Here is an 18,965-nt window from a genome sequence, read left to right on the forward strand (position 1 = left end):
AGCACACATTTTCGTGCGGTAAGCCTTTACTGACTTACCGCCCGATTCGATTAGACATCCAGCAACAGACGAGCAGGATCTTCCAACATTTCTTTCACTGTCACCAGGAAGCCAACAGACTCCCGACCATCGACCAGGCGATGATCGTAGGACAGCGCCAAATACATCATCGGCAGGATAACAACCTGACCCTCCACAGCCATCGGACGATCTTTAATCGCATGCATGCCAAGAATCGCACTTTGTGGCGGGTTGATGATCGGCGTAGACATCAGAGAGCCAAACACGCCGCCGTTGGTAATCGTGAAGTTACCGCCCGTCAGTTCTTCAACGGTCAGTTTTCCATCACGGCCCTTAACTGCCAACTCTTTGATTTTTTTCTCGATATCGGCCATACCCAATGCATCGACATCATGCAATACCGGCGTAACCAGACCGCGCGGCGTAGATACGGCGATGCTGACATCGAAATAGTTGTGGTAAACCACATCTTCGCCATCAATGGAAGCGTTAACTTCCGGATAGCGTTTCAGCGCTTCGACCACCGCCTTGATGTAGAAAGACATGAAGCCCAGGCGCACACCATGACGCTTCTCGAAAGCCTCGCCGTACTGCTTGCGCAGATCCATGATGGGCTTCATGTTGACTTCATTAAACGTCGTCAACATCGCGGTGCTGTTCTTCGCTTCCAACAACCGCTCGGCAACGCGTTTACGCAGACGCGTCATCGGTACACGTTTTTCGCTACGACCGCCAAGAGCGGGTTCCGGGGAAGAAGGCGCCGCTGGCTTCTCTTCTTTCCTGGTGTTTTTCTTCTGCTCAGCCAGATGCTTATCAACATCCTCGCGGGTAATACGTCCACCGACGCCACTACCTTTAATGGCGGCGGCGTCGAGATCGTGTTCCGCAATCAGACGGCGGATAGCCGGGCTGAGTGAATCATTGTTCTCTTCTTCCAACGCAGCGGTATGGCGCTGTGCCGGGGTAGATTCCTTACTCTGTGATTTCTCGCTGGTTTCTTTACCGGAGCTGTCCCCTGCACGAAGGCGGCCCAATACCTGACGAGACGTCACCGTGGCACCTTCATCTTCCAGTACAGCATCCAGGATACCGGCTTCAGAAGCAGGAACTTCCAGAATAACTTTGTCAGTTTCAATCTCGACCAGCACTTCGTCACGCTGGACGCTATCGCCTGGTTTTTTGTGCCAAGTAGCCACAGTGGCGTCGGCTACCGATTCAGGCAAGTCAGGAACGAGAATATCTACGCTACTCATTATCTATCCTTTTATTTAATCAACGTTCAGCGCGTCATTAACCAGAGCTTGTTGTTGTTTCTGATGTACGGACAAGTAGCCAACAGCGGGTGAAGCCGATGCGGGACGTCCGGCGTAACGTAAAGCAGCCCCAAATGGAACCACTTCACGGAAATGATGCTGGCTGCAATACCAAGCCCCTTGATTCAGCGGCTCTTCCTGACACCACACGAAATCAAGCACATGCGCGAATGGCTCAAGTGCCGCCAGAACGGCCTGATGCGGGAACGGATACAGCTGTTCGATACGCACAATGGCCACATCTTTCTGCTCGTTCTTACGACGCTGCTCCACTAAATCATAGTAAACCTTACCGGAACAGAGAACGACGCGTTTGACAGCCTTGGGATCCAGGTCGTCAACTTCGCCAATCGCCGGCTGGAAATGACCGTTGGCCAACTCATCCAGAGACGAGATTGCCAGCGGATGACGCAGCAGTGATTTTGGCGACATCACAATCAATGGACGACGCATACCGCGCAACGCCTGACGGCGCAGCATGTGATAAACCTGAGCTGGCGTTGATGGAATACAAACCTGCATATTCTGTTCAGCACACAACTGTAGATAACGCTCAAGTCTGGCTGAGGAGTGTTCCGGTCCCTGCCCTTCATATCCGTGCGGCAACAACATGACCAAACCGCACATCCGACCCCATTTCTGTTCGCCAGAACTGATGAACTGATCGATCACCACCTGGGCGCCATTGGCGAAGTCGCCGAACTGCGCCTCCCAGATCGTCAACGTGCGAGGTTCCGCCGTGGCATAGCCGTACTCGAACGCCAGCACCGCTTCTTCGGACAGTACAGAGTCCCAGACGTTGAACGCGCCTTGCGCATTATGCACATGATTCAACGGCGTATAGCTGGAACCGTTTTTCTGATTGTGAACCACCGCATGACGATGGAAAAACGTCCCACGCCCGGTGTCCTCACCTGACAGACGAATAGGAATACCATCGTCCACCAATGTGGCGTAGGCCAGAGTTTCTGCCCCCCCCCAGTCAAACGGTTTATTACCGAGCGCCATCTCGGCACGATCGGTATAAACCTTGGTAACGCGGGGATGAATGTCGATACCTTCCGGCACCTCGCTGATACGTTTGGCGAGTTCCTGCAAACGTTTCATCTCGACTTTATTCGGATACGGCTCGTCCCATTCGTGGTTCAGATAAGGCGCCCAGGTAAAGGACTGCATATCCATCTCACGCCACTCTTCCACCACGCACTCGCCGGCATCCAGCGCATCCCGGTACAGATTAACCATTTCGGTCGCGTCTTCCAGCGTAATGACTTTTTCCTGTTCCAGACGATCGGCATACACCTTACGCGGCGTTGGATGTTTTTTGATCTTCTGATACATCATCGGCTGCGTAGCGCTTGGTTCATCCGCTTCGTTATGACCATGACGGCGATAACAAATCAGATCGACAAACACGTCACGTTTGAAAGTATTACGGTAATCGAGAGCCAGACGGGTCACAAAAGCAACCGCTTCCGGATCGTCGGCATTCACGTGGAAAATCGGTGCCTGAACCATCTTGCCGATATCAGTACAGTATTCCGTCGAGCGGATATCCAATGGATTAGAGGTGGTAAAACCGATACGGTTGTTGATAACAATACGCAGCGTGCCGCCGACTTCATAACCACGCACCGTCGACATGTTCAACAGTTCCTGAACAACGCCCTGACCGCAGATGGCCGCATCGCCATGAATGGTTATCGGCAGTACGCGCGGGCCGCTCTGGTTACCCAGACGATCGAGACGAGCACGCACCGACCCCGTCACCACCGGACTGACGATCTCCAGATGCGAAGGGTTGAACGCCAGCGCCAGATGAACCAGTCCGCCGTCGGTTGCAATATCAGAAGAGAAGCCCTGATGATATTTCACGTCCCCCGTGCCGAGGTGTTCTTTATGTTTGCCGGAAAATTCGTCGAACAGATCCTGGGGTTTTTTGCCAATCACGTTGACCAGCACGTTCAGACGGCCGCGGTGCGCCATCCCCAACACGGCTTCGTGGGTACCGTTATTGCCGGCATGCCGAATCAGTTCTTTCAGCATCGGCACCAGTGCATCCCCGCCTTCCAGCGAGAAGCGTTTGGCTCCGGGATATTTGGCCCCCAGATAACGTTCCAGCCCCTCGGCTGCGGTTAATTCCTTCAGGAAACGACGCTTTTCTTCCGCCGTAAATGACGGCTGTCCCATCACCGATTCGATACGCTGCTGAATCCAGCGTTTCTCTTCCGTGCTGGTAATGTGCATGTATTCAGCGCCGATGGGACCGCAATAGGTGCGTTTCAGCGCTTCGTACAGATCCGCCAGCTTCATGGTGTCTTTGCCAATCGCAAAGGAGCCGACGTTGAAGGTTTCCTGCAGATCATCCTGCGTCAGGTTATGATAATCCAGATCCAGTTCAGCAACCGGTATCTGGGGGCGCAGATTAATCGGATCCAGATTCGCCTGTTGATGCCCACGGAAGCGGAAGGCGTTGATCAACTGTAACACCTTGACCTGTTTGGCATCCTTATCAGGATCGGTAACCGATGAGGCAAAGCGTGATGAATCTTTCGCCAAACGACGGAAATACTCACGCGTTTTGGAGTGGAGTTGATCTGGTTTGACCCCAGTAGTAGGCAGTTGCTGGAAGATCGAGCGCCAGCTGAGATCGATAGAATCCGGATCGGTTAAAAAATCTTCATAGAGCTGTTCTATGTAGGACTGGTTTGCGCCCGCCAGATAGGAGGAATCCAGCCAGGCCTTCATTGCGCCGTTCTGCATCATGATCCCTTAAGCTAATAAGCTTCAGTTTTCGCCGTGGTTAACATGTAATTAGTGCCGTATAAAATCGGTTGCCGTAAACGGTTCACTTGTCGTATTTCAATACGCGCTATCAGGATATCCATTATCCGTTAAGGAACCTTTAAAAACCGGTTCTGGCGCGTAAGCCGGTTTTTAAAGGTTTCCTGCGGCCCCCTGGCAATCACTACCGGGGGGCATACATGTCTTGACGACTTATTTATTACTGCTTTCCATTACAACATGGGCATTAACGTCATCAGGCACTGCGCTGTAACAGCATCGACTTGATATGGCCGATGGCGCGTGTCGGATTAAGCCCTTTCGGACAAACGCTGACACAGTTCATGATGCTGTGACAGCGGAAAACGCTGAAAGCATCGTCAAGCCCGTCCAGTCGCGGCTTGGTTTCCGTATCACGACTGTCGATCAGGAAACGGTATGCCGCCAGCAGCCCGGCAGGTCCAACAAACTTGTCCGGGTTCCACCAGAACGATGGACAAGACGTCGAGCAACAGGCACACATAATACATTCATACAAACCATCCAGTTTCGCACGCTGCTCCGGTGACTGAAGATGCTCGCGCGCTGGTGGATTTTTCCCATTATTCAACAGGTAAGGTTTTATTTTCTCATATTGGGCATAGAACTGTCCCATGTCCACTACCAAATCACGCACAACTGGCAATCCTGGCAGAGGACGAATGACGATTTTACCGTTTCCGCGACGCAATACCGAAATCGGCGTGATACAGGCCAGGCCATTTTTACCGTTCATGTTGACGCCGTCAGAGCCACACACGCCTTCACGACAGGAACGACGAAACGACAGTGTCGGATCCTGTTCCTTGAGTAGAATCAGCGCATCCAGCAACATCATGTCCCGCCCTTCTTCCGCTTCCAGCGAGTAATCCTGCATCCGCGGAGCATCATCAACATCCGGGTTATAACGATAAATAGAAAATTCGAGTTTCATCGTCTGATCTCCGCTATTAATAAGTACGTATTTTCGGCGGGAACGCCGGACGTAATTTAGGCTGCATGTTCACCTCACGGCGCGTCATGCTATCCGTATGCGGCAGATATAACGAATGACATAACCAATTTTCATCATCACGTTCAGGATAGTCGAAACGGCTGTGCGCGCCACGGCTTTCGGTACGGAAATTGGCAGAAACCGCTGTTGCATAAGCGGTTTCCATCAGGTTATCCAATTCCAGGCATTCAATACGCTGGGTATTGAATTCGGTGGAGGTGTCATCCAGACGCGCATTTTTCAGACGCTCGCGGATTACTTTCAGCTCGGATAGCCCTTTCGCCATCGCATCCCCTTCCCGGAAGACCGAGAAATTGTTCTGCATACAGGATTGCAGCGCTTTGCGGATTTCAACCGGATCTTCACCTGAGCGGGTGTTGTTCCAGCGATTCAGGCGGTCAAGCGACGCTTCAATGTCCGACTCGCTGGCGTCACGGCTCACGCCCTGCTCTTCCAGCGACTCTTGCAGATGCATACCCGCAGAACGGCCGAACACCACCAGATCGAGCAGCGAGTTACCGCCCAAACGGTTTGCGCCGTGTACCGATACACAGGCGATCTCGCCAACGGCAAACAGACCCGGGATCACGACATCCTCGCCCTTTTCGTTAAGCGTCAGCGCCTGACCGCTGACTCGGGTCGGAATACCGCCCATCATATAGTGGCAGGTGGGAATAACCGGAATCGGTTCTTTGACCGGATCGACGTGAGCAAAGGTACGAGACAATTCCAGAATGCCCGGCAGACGAGATTCCAGCACCTCTTTGCCCAGATGATCCAGCTTCAGCTTGGCGTGAGGTCCCCACGGCCCTTCACAGCCGCGCCCTTCGCGAATTTCAATCATGATGGAGCGGGCAACCACGTCGCGGCCGGCCAGATCTTTGGCATTCGGCGCATAGCGCTCCATAAAGCGCTCACCGTGCTTATTCAGCAGATAGCCCCCTTCGCCACGACAGCCCTCGGTCACCAGCACGCCGGCTCCCGCGATACCGGTCGGGTGGAACTGCCACATTTCCATATCCTGCACGGGCACGCCGGCACGCAATGCCATACCAACGCCGTCGCCGGTATTAATGTGCGCATTGGTCGTGGACTGGTAAATACGACCGGCACCGCCCGTCGCCAGTACGGTTGCGCGAGCTTTGAAATAAACCACTTCGCCGGTTTCGATACAGATAGCGGTACAGCCGACCACCGCGCCGTCCTGATTCTTCACCAAATCCAGCGCATACCACTCGGAGAAGATGGTGGTATGGTTTTTCAGGTTCTGCTGGTACAAGGTATGCAACAGCGCATGGCCGGTACGGTCAGCGGCGGCAGCCGTACGAGCGGCCTGCTCGCCGCCAAAATTTTTGGACTGCCCACCAAACGGACGCTGATAAATGCGGCCATCATCAAGGCGTGAGAACGGCAAGCCCATATGCTCCAGTTCCAGAATCGCTTCCGGACCGGTTTTACACATATATTCAATGGCATCCTGGTCGCCGATATAGTCAGACCCTTTCACGGTGTCATACATGTGCCATTCCCAGTTGTCTTCATGGGTATTGCCCAGCGCAACAGTGATACCGCCTTGTGCTGACACAGTATGGGAACGGGTCGGGAAGACTTTGGATAACAGGGCGCAGGAAAGGCCCATCTGGGATATTTGCAGTGCGGCACGCATACCTGCGCCACCGGCACCGACAACAACTGCATCAAACTCTCTGACTGGCAAATTCATTACGCACCCCACACCACGATAGTTCCATAAATGACGTACACCAACAGCGCAATCACGATCGCCAACTGTAAAGTCAGGCGCAGGGCCAGCGGTTTAATGTAGTCGGTCAGCACTTGCCACATCCCTATCCATGCATGTACCAGGATGGAAAATAACGTTAACAGTGTGAATACTTTGGTGAGAACCATAGCGAAAAAGCCACGCCAGGCTTCATAAGTGATTTCGTTGGCAGTGGCAACAAAACCAACGATATAAATTACATACAGCACGATGACGATGGCAGAAGCGCGAATCAGCAACCAATCGTGTACGCCATTGCGTCCTAACGCAGAAGCATTGCTTACCATACGAGGACTCCAGCCAGAAGTGAAAGCACGACAGTAATAATAAAGGAGATATTTGCAGAACGTTTACCCGCTGCCAGGTCTTCTTCTATGTAGCCGAAATCCATCATCAGGTGACGTAAACCACCCACAATGTGATAGGCCAGCGCAGTGAGGATGCCCCAAACGATAAATTTAACAATGAAGCTATCCATAATCGCGGCAGTCTGTAAGAACCCCTCTTCAGAAGAAAGGGATAAACCTAACAGCCACAGTAAAATACCGACAGCGACAAAGGTAATAACGCCGGAGACGCGGTGAAGAATAGATGCTATCGCAGTAACGGGAAACTGGATCGTCTGCAAATCCAGATTGACAGGTCTTTGTTTTTTCACGAATTTGCCCACACAGCTTTTATTATTGTATCTTCCTCCGGACCTGAATGAGGTCAGACAGCATGAAAGTCGAAAACCGTGAAACCGGATTTACGGTACGCGCTCAAACATCGACATTCCGGTGTCCAAACAGCGCATGATCCTTTCATACTGGGTGCTCCTACTGCAGGGTATTCCGGAGACCTGGCGGCAGTATAGGTCCTTCACATTCCTATTACAATTCCCATACAAACTGTTTGGTAACATTTCCCTTGAACAGTGATTTAGATCACGAATTTCACAATTTATATAAAATTGATTATCTAATTTGACAAAACTTCAACATTTAAATTACAACTAGGGCACTAAATTTCTTATGATGTGTCAAACCACATATGGTTACTCTTCCCCGCTGGCATAACTTATGTAACAGTGGATGGAGAGAACCCACGTAAAAGTCATAGGTAATGACTACAATTAATTCTGAGAATTTAATCCCGAGAATTGTTAATTACCTGGAGAACGATGTTTTCATCCTGAATGCGGCGGGCTTATTGCCATCGCCCAGCTCTGTGCCCTCATCGACAAAACGTGTCGCAACAGAGTTTCACCGGCAGCGATTGATCCGGTGTACAGGCATGACGGTATTTCTTCAGTGAAAAAATTTAAAATTAAAGCGCTAAGGAGACTGTAAATGGCTGATAAAAAAGCAACGCTTACTCTAGATGGTAAAGATCCGATTGAACTAAAAGTCCTGTCCGGTACGTTGGGATATGATGAAATAGACATCCGTCCCCTTGGCTCTAAAGGCTTGTTCACCTTCGATCCGGGCTTTACCTCTACGGCGTCCTGCGAATCCAAAATTACCTATATCGACGGTGATGAGGGCATTTTGTTACATCGCGGTTACCCGATCGCCCAGTTGGCGGAAAAATCCAACTATCTGGAAGTGTGTTACATTTTGCTGTTCGGCGAAGCGCCGACACCAGAGCAATACGACACATTTAAAACTACGGTAACCCGTCACACCATGATCCATGAGCAGATTACTCGTCTGTTCCACGGTTTCCGCCGTGACTCGCATCCCATGGCCGTATTATGTGGTGTAACCGGCGCATTGGCGGCGTTCTATCACGATTCGCTGGATATCAGCATTGAGCGTCATCGCGAAATTGCCGCCTATCGTCTGCTGTCAAAAATGCCGACCGTCGCAGCCATGTGTTACAAGTATTCTCTTGGCCAGCCCTTTGTTTATCCAAGAAATAACCTATCCTATGCCGGTAACTTCCTGCACATGATGTTCTCCACGCCTTGTGAAGAATACGTGGTGAACCCGGTGCTGGAACGCGCCATGGATCGCATTCTGATCCTGCACGCCGACCACGAACAGAATGCGTCAACCTCCACTGTACGTACCGCCGGCTCCTCCGGCGCTAACCCATTCGCCTGTATCGCCGCGGGGATCGCCTCGCTGTGGGGACCGGCGCACGGTGGCGCGAACGAAGCCTGTCTGCGCATGCTGGAAGAAATCAGCTCCGTTGAACACATTCCTGCGTTCATTGAGCGCGCGAAGGACAAGAATGACTCCTTCCGTTTGATGGGCTTCGGCCACCGTGTTTATAAAAACCACGATCCGCGTGCAACCGTCATGCGTGAAACCTGCCATGAAGTGCTGAAAGAGCTGGGCCGTAAAGACGACCTGCTGGAAGTAGCGATGGAGCTGGAAAATATCGCGCTGAACGACCCGTACTTCATTGAGAAGAAACTGTATCCAAACGTCGATTTCTATTCAGGCATCATCCTGAAAGCGATGGGGATCCCGTCTTCCATGTTCACCGTTATCTTCGCCATGGCGCGGACGGTTGGCTGGATTGCTCACTGGAACGAAATGCACGACGACGGCATCAAGATTGCCCGTCCGCGCCAGTTGTATACTGGCTACGACAAGCGAGATTTCCAATCCAAGCTGAAAAACGATTAATCCGTTCAGTCAAGCTAAATAAAGGCCGGAGAAAATGCCGGCCTTTATTATTCCCGAATGCGTTATCTCTGGCAGTTGGGACACCAGTAGAACGGACGTGAAGCCAGAACGGTCCTCTCAATAATACCGCCACAGCGTTCACACGCCTCGCCTTCTCGATGAAAAACCTTAAAAGTGAAAATCGCCCCATGGTGGCGATTGTCATCCACCTCGCCACGCGTGTTATAGGATAGGCGAGGAATATCGATCAATGCCTGGCTCAACCTCAGCAGTTGCTCTGCACTTAACTGCTGCGCGGTATGTTGTGGCGCCAGCTGAGCATGCCAGAGAATTTCAACCCTAAGGTAATTCCCCAATCCAGCCAGAAATGCCTGATCGAGCAATAAACCGCTGAACTGCCGCCGTCGGAAACGCGGAGACAGTAATCGCTCACGCACCGCGTCCATCGTCAGCGACAAGTCGAGCACATCGGGGCCGATACGTTGCAGGAAAGGGTGTGCCGAGAGGGTCTCAGTGGTCAACATTTCAATATCGGAAGCGCTATAAAGCAGAATAGCGGAATCCTGCGTTTCCAGCCGGATGCGCAGATCGCGTTTCGTTTGCGGCGTCTCTCCGACCCTGACCACCCGCCATATGCCGTAGAGCTGGTTGTGACTGTAGAGAACCAGTCCATTACTGAAGTAGGTCAGCAGCGCTTTGCCACGCGTTACGATCTGCTCAATGCGCTGTCCTGTCAGCACCGGCTCATACTGTTTCAATTCAGGGAAAGCGAACCAAACGCGGCTCAGCGTTTTACCGACCACCGCAGCAGCCAGGCTATCGGCCGCACGGCGGATTTCTGGTCCTTCCGGCATGTCTTCTCCATAATAAATAGCGCAACAATGAGGCCGCTCGTCGCTTTATCATTCAGATATGAAAAAACGACCCGCTAATGTAATGCGCCGCCGGTCTGTGCAACATCATCCCGCACCAGCAGGGATTGCCTGATAATAATTTCCAGCGCATTCGTTACCATGCCGGTTGGCATACTTGGCGCGCCCGGATGGCGTGTAGCCTGTTCTGGCGAATACGGGACATGGATAAAACCGCCCCGCATCACATCGCCCTGCTGATGCAGAAAATGCAACAAACCATACATCACATGATTACAGACGAATGTCCCCGCCGAGTGCGACACGGAGGCAGGCACACCGGCCTCATGCAGCGCCTGTACCAACGATTTTACCGGCAACGTTGAGAAATAGGCCGCCGGACCTTTTTCGATAACCGACGTATCGACGGGCTGATTGCCGCGATTATCTGCAATACGCGCATCGTTAATATTCACCGCTACACGCTCAACGGAGATATCGGCCCGCCCTCCAGCCTGACCGACGGCAATCACAACGTCAGGCTGCCACTGCGCAATCTCCCGATAGAGTTGCTCCAGAGACAATCCAAAGACACAAGGCAACTGGCTGGTTACCACTCTGGCCCCAGCGATTTCACGCTGATGAAACACTTTTACCGCTTCCCATGATGGGTTAATCGCCTCGCCATCGAAAGATTCAAACGCCGCTATCAGTACGGTTTTCATCAGTCCTCACTTAGACCATCATTGAAATACGCAGAGGGGGATGATTACGCTGCCACCACTTGTATCTGATGTTGAGTGAAACAGTTGCGCAATTTGCGTGCAAACGTCAGCGCGTGCAGGCCATCACCATGCACACACACGGTATCCGCCTGTACATGCACCCAGGAACCGTCGCTGGCCCGCACCCGTTGGCGCTGAATCATTTCCAGCGTTTGCGCCAACGCCAGTTCATCGCTGTTGATCAGCGCGCCCGACTGCTTGCGGGGAACCAGCGAGCCATCAGGCTGATAACACCGATCGGCAAATACTTCCTGACGCGTCGTCAGCCCAAGGCGCTGCCCTGCGCGAATCAGTTCACCGCCCGCCAATCCAACCAGACGCAGTGCCGGATTAATCACCTTGACCGCACGTGCGATAGCATCTGCCAGTGCAGGTTCACGCGCCGCCTGATTGTAGAGCATGCCATGCGGCTTTACGTGCGCCAGTTTACCGCCTTCCGCCGCCACGATCGCATTCAGCGCGCCAAGCTGGTAAAGCACCTGCGCAAAGACCGTCTCCGCGGGCAAATTCATCTCTCTGCGCCCAAAGTTTTCACGATCGGGAAATCCCGGATGTGCGCCCAATGCTACGCCATAGTCAATTCCCCAACGCACCGACTGTCGCATGGTTTGCGCATCCCCTGCATGAAACCCGCAGGCTATGTTTGCCGAACTGACCAACTTCAGCAACGCTTCATCGTTTTCGCCACCTTCACCCAGGTCGGCATTCAGATCAATAATCATGCAGCCTCCACGCCAGTTGTTCCAGATAACGCTGCTGTTCTTGTGCCGCCTGCTGAGCGTCGGTCAGCGTACAACGGATAAAATGGATCGGTTCGCCAAGACGAATTTGAGCCAAATGATAAAGATCGGCTTCAATCACACAGGCGATGCGCGGATAGCCTCCCGTCGTTTGGGCATCGGCCAACAACACGATCGGATGACCGTTATGTGGCACCTGCACAACGCCCGGCAGTAACCCATGCGACGACATTTCACGCTGCGTCGTTCGTCTCAGTTCGGGTCCTTGCAGCCGATATCCCATCCGATTGCTTTGCGGACTCAGGTGCCAGGGGGTTCGCCAGAATGTTTCCTGCGCTTCCTCGCTGAATTCCTGATATTCCGGTCCAGGCAGCGCCCGCACGCGGTTTCCAAACAGCAACTGTTTAACCCCTGTTTCCCTGGTCGGCAATCGGGTGGAGGTTCCCAGCAAAAGCTCGTCGCCATCCGCCAGCAAACGCCCGGCAAAACCACCAAACCCCGCTTTCAAATCGGTACTGCGCGATCCCAGTGCTTCCGGCACGTCGATGCCGCCGGAGAGCGCCAGATAACTACGCATACCGTGTCGCGGTAAATGCATTTTCAATGTTTGTCCGGCTTTTACGGCAAAACGCCAGCCGGTCCATAACGGTTTGCCATCCAGATCGGCATGGCAGTCAGCCCCGGTCAGCGCGACCCAACAGGGCGACGTAAACGTGGCGACAAATTTCCCCAGCGTAATTTCCAGTGCCGCGGCATCTTCCGCGTTCCCCACCAGCAGATTAGCCAGTTTCAATGCGGGAACATCCAGCGCGCCGGATTGGCTGATACCCAGACGGCGGAACCCCTGTCGGCCGGTATCCTGTACCGAGGTATACAGTCCGGCATGAATAATTTTCAGCATACGCCCCCCTTCTGAGGCATAAAGCGAACATTATCGCCGGGCCGCAGCAGAGTAGGAGGCATGGTTTGTGGGTTGAATAACGTTAACGATGTATGACCGATCAACTGCCATCCGCCCGGTGTCGCCAACGGATAAATGCCCGTTTGCGCGCCACCGATCCCTACCGAGCCCGCAGCGACCCGCAAACGCGGCTCCGCTCGTCGTGGCATATGCAGCCGTTCATCCAGCCCGCCCAGATAGGCAAAGCCCGGTTGAAAGCCCAGGAAATACACGACATAACTGGCGGCGGCATGAGCTTCCACCACCTGACGTTCGGTCAGATTGCAATGGTGAGCGACAACGTCCAGATCCGGCCCGGCGTCGCCGCCATAAACGACCGGGATCTCAATATCACGAGGATCAAACACCAACGATTCGCTGTCTTCCCACCAGCGTTGCAGGCGTTCAATGGCATCAAGCGCAACCTGCTGCGGATGCTCCAGCAGCACGGTCAGATTATTCATGCCGGGAATCGCTTCCTGCACTTCAGCATGGTGATTCAAGCGCTCGGCGAGACCCCAGATACGTTGCTGACTTTGCAACGTCATCGGCGGTTCCAGTTCCAGAACGACCGTTTTCTCACCCAGCAGGTAACAACGTACTCTTTGCAATCTTTTCTCCTGAATGACGCTATCATCGCCTCTTCCTGTTATTTGATAGGAAGCAATAAAGATACCAACATGACTTTCCATGCCGTTTTTTGTTTTATCGCCTTCCTATCTCCTTAAATAGCATGGCATTTAATGCTTAAGCCGGATTAGGAATATCAATAAATGTCACGTCAAAATTATGCTGCTCAGCCAGCCATTCCCCCAAAGCCCTGACACCGCCCCGCTCAGTGGCGTGATGCCCGGCCGCAAAAAAATGCAGCCCCATTTCGCGGGCGATATGAATCGTCTGCTCGGATACTTCGCCGGTAATAAACGCATCGACACCGAATCTGGCCGCCGGTTCAATAAAGCCCTGACCACCACCGGTACACCACGCAACACGTTGTATCTGTTGCGGTGCATTATCCCCACAATGCAGCACTGAACGCCCCAAACGGTTTTCCAGACGGCGGCAAAACGCATCACTATTCATTGGCTGCGCGAGTTCACCATGAGGCACCAGCGGTTCAATCATACCCAGCACCTTGATCTCCAGCAGTTCCGCCAGTTGGGCGTTATTACCCAGTTGCGGATGTGCATCCAACGGTAAATGGTAGCCATACAGGTTGATATCGTTGGCCAGCAGCGTCTTCAGACGATGACGCTTCATACCACAGACAACCGGGGATTCGTTTTTCCAGAAATAACCATGGTGAACCAGAATGGCATCCGCCTCATGTTCAACCGCCGCATCCAGTAACGCTTGCGACGCCGTCACGCCGGTAACAATACGCTGAACGTCATCGCGCCCTTCCACCTGCAAACCATTCGGCGCATAGTCCTGAAACGTCTCGACGTTCAGTAACTGGTTCATCAGTGTTTCCAAATCACGATTATGCATACTTGTTCTTCTCTTTCTGTTCATTATTTACCGCACTCGCACTTTTGGCAGTTTCAAAAGCTGCCAGTGTCTGCTGCCTTGCATCTTTATGGTCGACGATTGGTCTGGGGTAATTCAAGGCACGGCCCTGTTTCTGCGCCCACTGATGAGGCTGATGAATCGCGTTATCCGGCACATCCGCTAACTCTGGTAAAAATCGGCGGATAAACTTACCCTGTGGATCAAAACGCTCGCCCTGCGTAGTCGGGTTGAAAATCCTGAAATATGGCGCAGCATCGGTTCCTGTCGACGCAGCCCATTGCCAACCACCGTTGTTAGCCGCTAAATCACCGTCCAGCAGTTGCTGCATAAAATAGCGCTCACCCTCACGCCAATCGATAAGTAAATCTTTTACTAAAAAACTGGCACAAATCATACGTAAACGATTATGCATCCACCCGGTTTGATTCAGTTGCCGCATGGCGGCATCAACGATCGGATAGCCGGTTTTTCCCTGTTGCCATGCTGACAAATCTTCCGGCGAGTGACGCCACTGGACACCTTGCGTCCAGCCGCTAAACGGTCTGTGCTTACATAATTCCGGCCAGGCAACCAGTAAGTGGCGGTAAAATTCACGCCAAATCAGCTCATTAAGCCAGATGAACGCCCCACCTTCCCGCTGTTCCAGTAGCTCAGGACATTCGGCGCGCAGGCGATTAAAACACTGACGTGGCGAGACGACGCCCAGCGCTAAATAAGGAGAGAGTTTGCTGGTGCCAGATAACGCCGGTAAATCACGCTGTTGGTGGTAACCCTGCACCTGCTCGCGGCAAAAACGCCTAAGCCGCTGTAGGGCGGCCTGTTCGCCTATCGGAAAATCACTGTCAATATCCTGCCGCGAGTAGCTGAATGGGGTTAAAGTCTGGGCGATATCGATTGCATCACGGTTTCGTAGTGTCGGGGCGGGAACAGAACGGGTGTCCACTTCCAGCAGGCGTTTAATAAACGCCTGGCGAAAGGGGGTAAAAACCTTAAACATGTCACCGTTTCCTGTCAGTACACTCCCCGGAGGCAACAGCAAACTGTCATCAAACACGTAACACACCACTTGCTCCGCTAACAACCGCTCTACCTGTCGGTCACGCCGGCACTCGTTAATTTCATATTGCCGGTTATAGAACAGATGCGATACCTGTTGCCGTTGGCAGAATTCCATCAGCCAGTTCACCGACTCCGCAAAATCGGAACATTCGTGGTAATAAAGCACAATCCCTTTTTCAGCCAGCGCCTGTTGCACCGCCTTGAGATTTTCCAGCAAAAATGCCGCCTGACGTGGAGACATATTATGGTGCAGCCACTGTTGCGGGGTCGCAATAAATACCGCCAGTACCCGCGCTTGCGGATCATTACATGCAGCCGAAAGCGCCAGATTATCGGTAATGCGTAGATCGTTTCGCAGCCAGACCAGGTGGGTGTTCATGAATCTTTCTCAATCTGCCTGTTAGTGACCATAGCGTAACCTTAGCGCTTCCGGATAGGGCTCGAAATAACGCTGTTGCGCCAGATAAGCATCAGGGTATTCCGCCATGTATTGTTTGAGTAATGTGATAGGCGCTAACAAGGGCCGTAACCCCTGGCGATAACGGTCAATCAGTTGAGTCAGTTCCTGCCGTTGTTGTGCGCTGAGCTGACCACGGAAATAACCCTGAACATGCATCAACACATTGGTATGATTGCGCCGCGTCGCCGGGCGAGACAACAGCTTCATCAGCCGCAGACGGTACTCCACCATAAACGCTTCCAGCGATTCCCACTTATCAATGTCCGCCACAAAACGTCCCAATTCACGATATTGTGGTTGCGAATGTGCCAGCAGCAACAACTTATAGCGACTGTGAAAACCGATCAACGCACCGCGGCTAAGCCCTTGCTGCCAGAGTTGATGCAATTCATACAGCGTATAAACTCGTTCAATAAAATTTTCACACAATGCAGGATCGTGTAAGCGCCCATCTTCCTCAACCGGCAGCCACGGCATCTGATGCCGCAGTTCCTGAGTAAACAAGCCTACCCCACTTTTTCGCGCATTCTTCTGTGATTCGTCATAGACTTTTACCCGTTCCATACCACAGCCGAGCGATTTAGCACAGACGATATAGCCGCACAAATGCTGAAAATAGCTGACTTTTTCAGCGGAAAACGCACGCATTTTCTCTGCCACATCCAGCGAAGAACCATTACCGGCGAGCAGCCTTAAATTATTTTCGCCCTCTTTAACCAATCTCAACGCAGGACGAGGCACCGGTAACCCTACCGCAATCTCGGGACAAACAGGCTCAAAACGAAAATACGGCGCCAACTGTTCAACAGCAAAGGCCAGACGCTTATGTCCTCCGTCAAACCTCACTGGATTACCCAGCAGGCAGGCACTGACGCCCACCGGGATATGTTCAAACGTCATGATCCGCCCTTACAGAAAGTGTCTCTCTCTGTTCAGCATAGCGGATTTTCCTCTTTTTCTGTGTAGACGAAGACGAGAATAAGGTAATAAATCATGATATTGATGGCTATTACCGGAAAAAAACGCCAGACCATGATAATTCCCTTCGCGGGGCCCCAACACCGTGACCATGCCTGGTTCCAGGCTTAAACAGGCGGTATCACGAAACAGCCGACGTTTATCCACCCGTCATCAAAGGATCTTATTCGCTGCTTATAATCGCCATTCCGATATAGAGTCCCAAAGAGGATACCCCATGTTTTTTCCCCTGCTTTATAGTCAGGATGCTTTGCCATGCCATTTCACAAGGTATCGACAAGGCGACCGTATAAACCATCGATATCAGGGTAGATGCCGTCCACTGTTATTCAACAGGAGGCGATGATGGCTTCTCCCGAATTATCCGCCCCTGCCGCTATTGCCGTTGACGGATTGTCACACGCCTTTGCTGGACGGACAGTACTAGACTCAATCTGTTTGAATGTCCCCAAAGGGACGATTCTGGCTTTACTGGGGCCTTCCGGTTGCGGCAAAAGCACGCTACTAAAGTTGCTGGCCGGTTTGTTACAACCGGATGCAGGCACCATTCACTTCGGCAATCGGCTGGTCGCCAGCCGCCAGCAATTCCTTCCACCTGAACAACGCAATCTCGGCATGGTGTTCCAGGATTATGCGCTTTGGCCACATATGACTGTTGCGCAAAATGTCGGATTTCCCTTGCTGATGCGCAATGTTCCGCGTGATGCGCGTCGCCAACAGGTGGAGATAACGCTGGCGCGCGTGGGCCTCAGCGATTTCGCCGATCGCAAGCCCGCTGATTTGTCCGGCGGTCAACAGCAGCGCGTCGCACTGGCTCGCGCCATCATCGCAGAACCCCACATCCTGCTGTTCGACGAACCCTTATCCAATCTCGATCGAGATCTTCGTGAATCGCTTTGTCAGGAGATGGCTTCACTTTTACGTCATCTCGGCACCACGGCCGTGTACGTCACGCACGATCGAAGCGAGGCTAATACGCTGGCGCACCGTGTGGCACATCTGTCGCAAGGCCAAATTACCGATATCACCACTCTTTAATCCAGGGGAATAAACGCAATGAAAAACACACTGTTCAATATGACTCAACGAGGCGTAATTATGGGTATTGCTCTCTCATTAGCAGCGGTGACGGGCAGCGCGCAGGCACTGACACTTTACACCGCCGGGCCGGGAGCGCTGGCGAAAAAACTGGCGGCAGGCTATGAAAAACAGACTGGCGTGAAAGTCGATGTTTTTCAGGCCACCACCGGTAAAGTGATGGCCAGGCTGGAAGCCGAACAGGCGAATCCGCGCGCGGACGTACTGATTTCCGCCTCCTGGGATACGGCGACGGATTTGCAGCAGCGAGGTTGGCTGCTGGAATTTGACAGCCCCAATGCCGCCACGGTGCCTGCGCAATTCAAATCACCGTTCTATGTGGCACAGGGTATTTCCGCACTGGGTATTGTCTGGAACAGCAAAAGCGGTACGCCAGAGCCTAAAGACTGGAATGACCTGACCAAGGCTGAATTTAAAGATAAGGTGACCACCCCCGATCCCGCTCTCTCAGGCGCGTCGCTCGATCTGCTTATTGGCTTGCAAAATGCCGAAAAAGAGCAGGCCTGGGCGATGTTTGATCGTTTAAAAGCCAACGGCATGATTATCGCCGGCCCTAATGCGCAAGCATTAACCCCGGTATTACAGGGCGCCAAGGCGGCTGTTTTCGGGGCGGTTGACTATGTTTCATATGGCAGCATGGAAACGGGTGAATCGATAAAAGTCATCTTCCCTTCCAGCGGCACCGTGATCGCACCACGGCCAATGATGATCTTGAAGAGCAGCAAGAATCAGCAACAGGCAAAAGATTTCATCAACTATATGTTGTCACCTGAAGGCCAGGAAGCGGTAGCCGAAGCGTGGTTAATGCCGGCTCGTCAGGATATTGACGCAAAACGGCCTTTGTTCAAAAACCTGAAATTACTGCCTGAAGGGGATAGCGCTTCTACCTCCCGCGCCGCGGTTCTGGATCGCTTTGCAACCTTATTTGGTCAGCGCTAAGGATTCCGTCATTACAAGACAATGCCTTACTGGTGATGACCGGTAAGGCAG

17 protein-coding genes are annotated in these 18,965 nt (G+C 52.6%); 3 read left to right on the forward strand and 14 right to left on the reverse strand.

Annotation, left to right across the window (positions count from 1 at the left end; all coding sequences use genetic code 11):
* Positions 1 to 50: 50 nt before the first annotated feature.
* The 6 genes from odhB to sdhC form a co-directional block, all read right to left on the reverse strand.
* Positions 51 to 1,274 (reverse strand): 2-oxoglutarate dehydrogenase complex dihydrolipoyllysine-residue succinyltransferase, encoded by a 1,224-nt coding sequence (gene odhB, locus B4923_RS07225; RefSeq protein ID WP_109053676.1) that lies wholly within the window; start codon positions 1,272 to 1,274, stop codon positions 51 to 53.
* Between the two features lie 15 nt (positions 1,275 to 1,289).
* Positions 1,290 to 4,097: a 2-oxoglutarate dehydrogenase E1 component gene (sucA, locus tag B4923_RS07230; protein ID WP_109053677.1), complete on the reverse strand. Its 2,808-nt coding sequence runs from the start codon at positions 4,095 to 4,097 to the stop codon at positions 1,290 to 1,292.
* Positions 4,098 to 4,374: 277 nt separating this feature from the next.
* A complete protein-coding gene (locus B4923_RS07235) occupies positions 4,375 to 5,091 on the reverse strand; it encodes a succinate dehydrogenase iron-sulfur subunit (RefSeq protein WP_109053678.1) in 717 nt (238 codons plus the stop codon).
* Between the two features lie 16 nt (positions 5,092 to 5,107).
* Entirely contained in the window at positions 5,108 to 6,874 is a 1,767-nt protein-coding gene (sdhA, locus tag B4923_RS07240) for a succinate dehydrogenase flavoprotein subunit (protein ID WP_109053679.1), read from the reverse strand.
* Positions 6,874 to 7,221, reverse strand: coding sequence for a succinate dehydrogenase membrane anchor subunit (gene sdhD / locus B4923_RS07245; RefSeq protein WP_109053680.1), 348 nt, complete (start codon positions 7,219 to 7,221; stop codon positions 6,874 to 6,876). The genes sdhA and sdhD overlap by 1 nt, the downstream gene beginning before the upstream one ends.
* Positions 7,215 to 7,604, reverse strand: a complete 390-nt coding sequence (sdhC, locus tag B4923_RS07250; protein ID WP_109053681.1) for a succinate dehydrogenase cytochrome b556 subunit — start codon at positions 7,602 to 7,604, stop codon at positions 7,215 to 7,217. Before sdhC ends, sdhD begins: the two co-directional genes overlap by 7 nt.
* Before the next feature lie 661 nt (positions 7,605 to 8,265).
* Between sdhC and B4923_RS07255 the strand changes: the two genes are divergently transcribed.
* On the forward strand, positions 8,266 to 9,552 hold the full coding sequence (locus B4923_RS07255) for a citrate synthase (RefSeq protein WP_109053682.1): 1,287 nt from the start codon (positions 8,266 to 8,268) through the stop codon (positions 9,550 to 9,552).
* Positions 9,553 to 9,614: 62 nt separating this feature from the next.
* Here B4923_RS07255 and nei read toward each other — a convergent pair whose 3' ends face one another.
* From nei to B4923_RS07295, 8 genes are all read right to left on the reverse strand, one after another.
* On the reverse strand, positions 9,615 to 10,406 hold the full coding sequence (gene nei / locus B4923_RS07260; protein WP_109053683.1) for an endonuclease VIII: 792 nt from the start codon (positions 10,404 to 10,406) through the stop codon (positions 9,615 to 9,617).
* Between the two features lie 74 nt (positions 10,407 to 10,480).
* Positions 10,481 to 11,128 carry a pyroglutamyl-peptidase I gene (pcp, locus tag B4923_RS07265; RefSeq protein WP_109053684.1) on the reverse strand — a complete coding sequence of 216 codons (648 nt, stop codon included), beginning with the start codon at positions 11,126 to 11,128 and terminating at the stop codon, positions 10,481 to 10,483.
* 44 nt (positions 11,129 to 11,172) lie between these two features.
* Positions 11,173 to 11,910, reverse strand: coding sequence for a 5-oxoprolinase subunit PxpA (pxpA, locus tag B4923_RS07270; RefSeq protein WP_109053685.1), 738 nt, complete (start codon positions 11,908 to 11,910; stop codon positions 11,173 to 11,175).
* Positions 11,900 to 12,829: a 5-oxoprolinase subunit PxpC gene (gene pxpC, locus B4923_RS07275; protein WP_109053686.1), complete on the reverse strand. Its 930-nt coding sequence runs from the start codon at positions 12,827 to 12,829 to the stop codon at positions 11,900 to 11,902. The genes pxpA and pxpC overlap by 11 nt, the downstream gene beginning before the upstream one ends.
* Positions 12,823 to 13,479, reverse strand: a complete 657-nt coding sequence (gene pxpB, locus B4923_RS07280) for a 5-oxoprolinase subunit PxpB (RefSeq protein WP_109053722.1) — start codon at positions 13,477 to 13,479, stop codon at positions 12,823 to 12,825. Before pxpB ends, pxpC begins: the two co-directional genes overlap by 7 nt.
* A gap of 136 nt (positions 13,480 to 13,615) precedes the next feature.
* Positions 13,616 to 14,359: a type 2 GTP cyclohydrolase I gene (locus B4923_RS07285; RefSeq protein ID WP_109053687.1), complete on the reverse strand. Its 744-nt coding sequence runs from the start codon at positions 14,357 to 14,359 to the stop codon at positions 13,616 to 13,618.
* Positions 14,352 to 15,818: a deoxyribodipyrimidine photo-lyase gene (gene phrB / locus B4923_RS07290; RefSeq protein ID WP_109053688.1), complete on the reverse strand. Its 1,467-nt coding sequence runs from the start codon at positions 15,816 to 15,818 to the stop codon at positions 14,352 to 14,354. The genes B4923_RS07285 and phrB overlap by 8 nt, the downstream gene beginning before the upstream one ends.
* A gap of 21 nt (positions 15,819 to 15,839) precedes the next feature.
* Positions 15,840 to 16,799, reverse strand: a complete 960-nt coding sequence (locus tag B4923_RS07295) for a YbgA family protein (protein WP_109053689.1) — start codon at positions 16,797 to 16,799, stop codon at positions 15,840 to 15,842.
* A 423-nt stretch (positions 16,800 to 17,222) separates the two neighbouring features.
* On the opposite strand from B4923_RS07295, the gene B4923_RS07300 reads away from it, so the two are divergent.
* Together B4923_RS07300 and B4923_RS07305 are read left to right on the forward strand one after the other, a co-directional pair.
* On the forward strand, positions 17,223 to 17,915 hold the full coding sequence (locus tag B4923_RS07300; protein ID WP_109053690.1) for an ABC transporter ATP-binding protein: 693 nt from the start codon (positions 17,223 to 17,225) through the stop codon (positions 17,913 to 17,915).
* An 18-nt stretch (positions 17,916 to 17,933) separates the two neighbouring features.
* Positions 17,934 to 18,914: an ABC transporter substrate-binding protein gene (locus B4923_RS07305; RefSeq protein ID WP_109053691.1), complete on the forward strand. Its 981-nt coding sequence runs from the start codon at positions 17,934 to 17,936 to the stop codon at positions 18,912 to 18,914.
* Positions 18,915 to 18,965: the final 51 nt, after the last annotated feature.

Origin of the sequence: Brenneria roseae subsp. americana, from assembly GCF_003115815.1 — a bacterium.
In the GTDB taxonomy this organism is placed as follows: domain Bacteria; phylum Pseudomonadota; class Gammaproteobacteria; order Enterobacterales; family Enterobacteriaceae; genus Brenneria; species Brenneria roseae.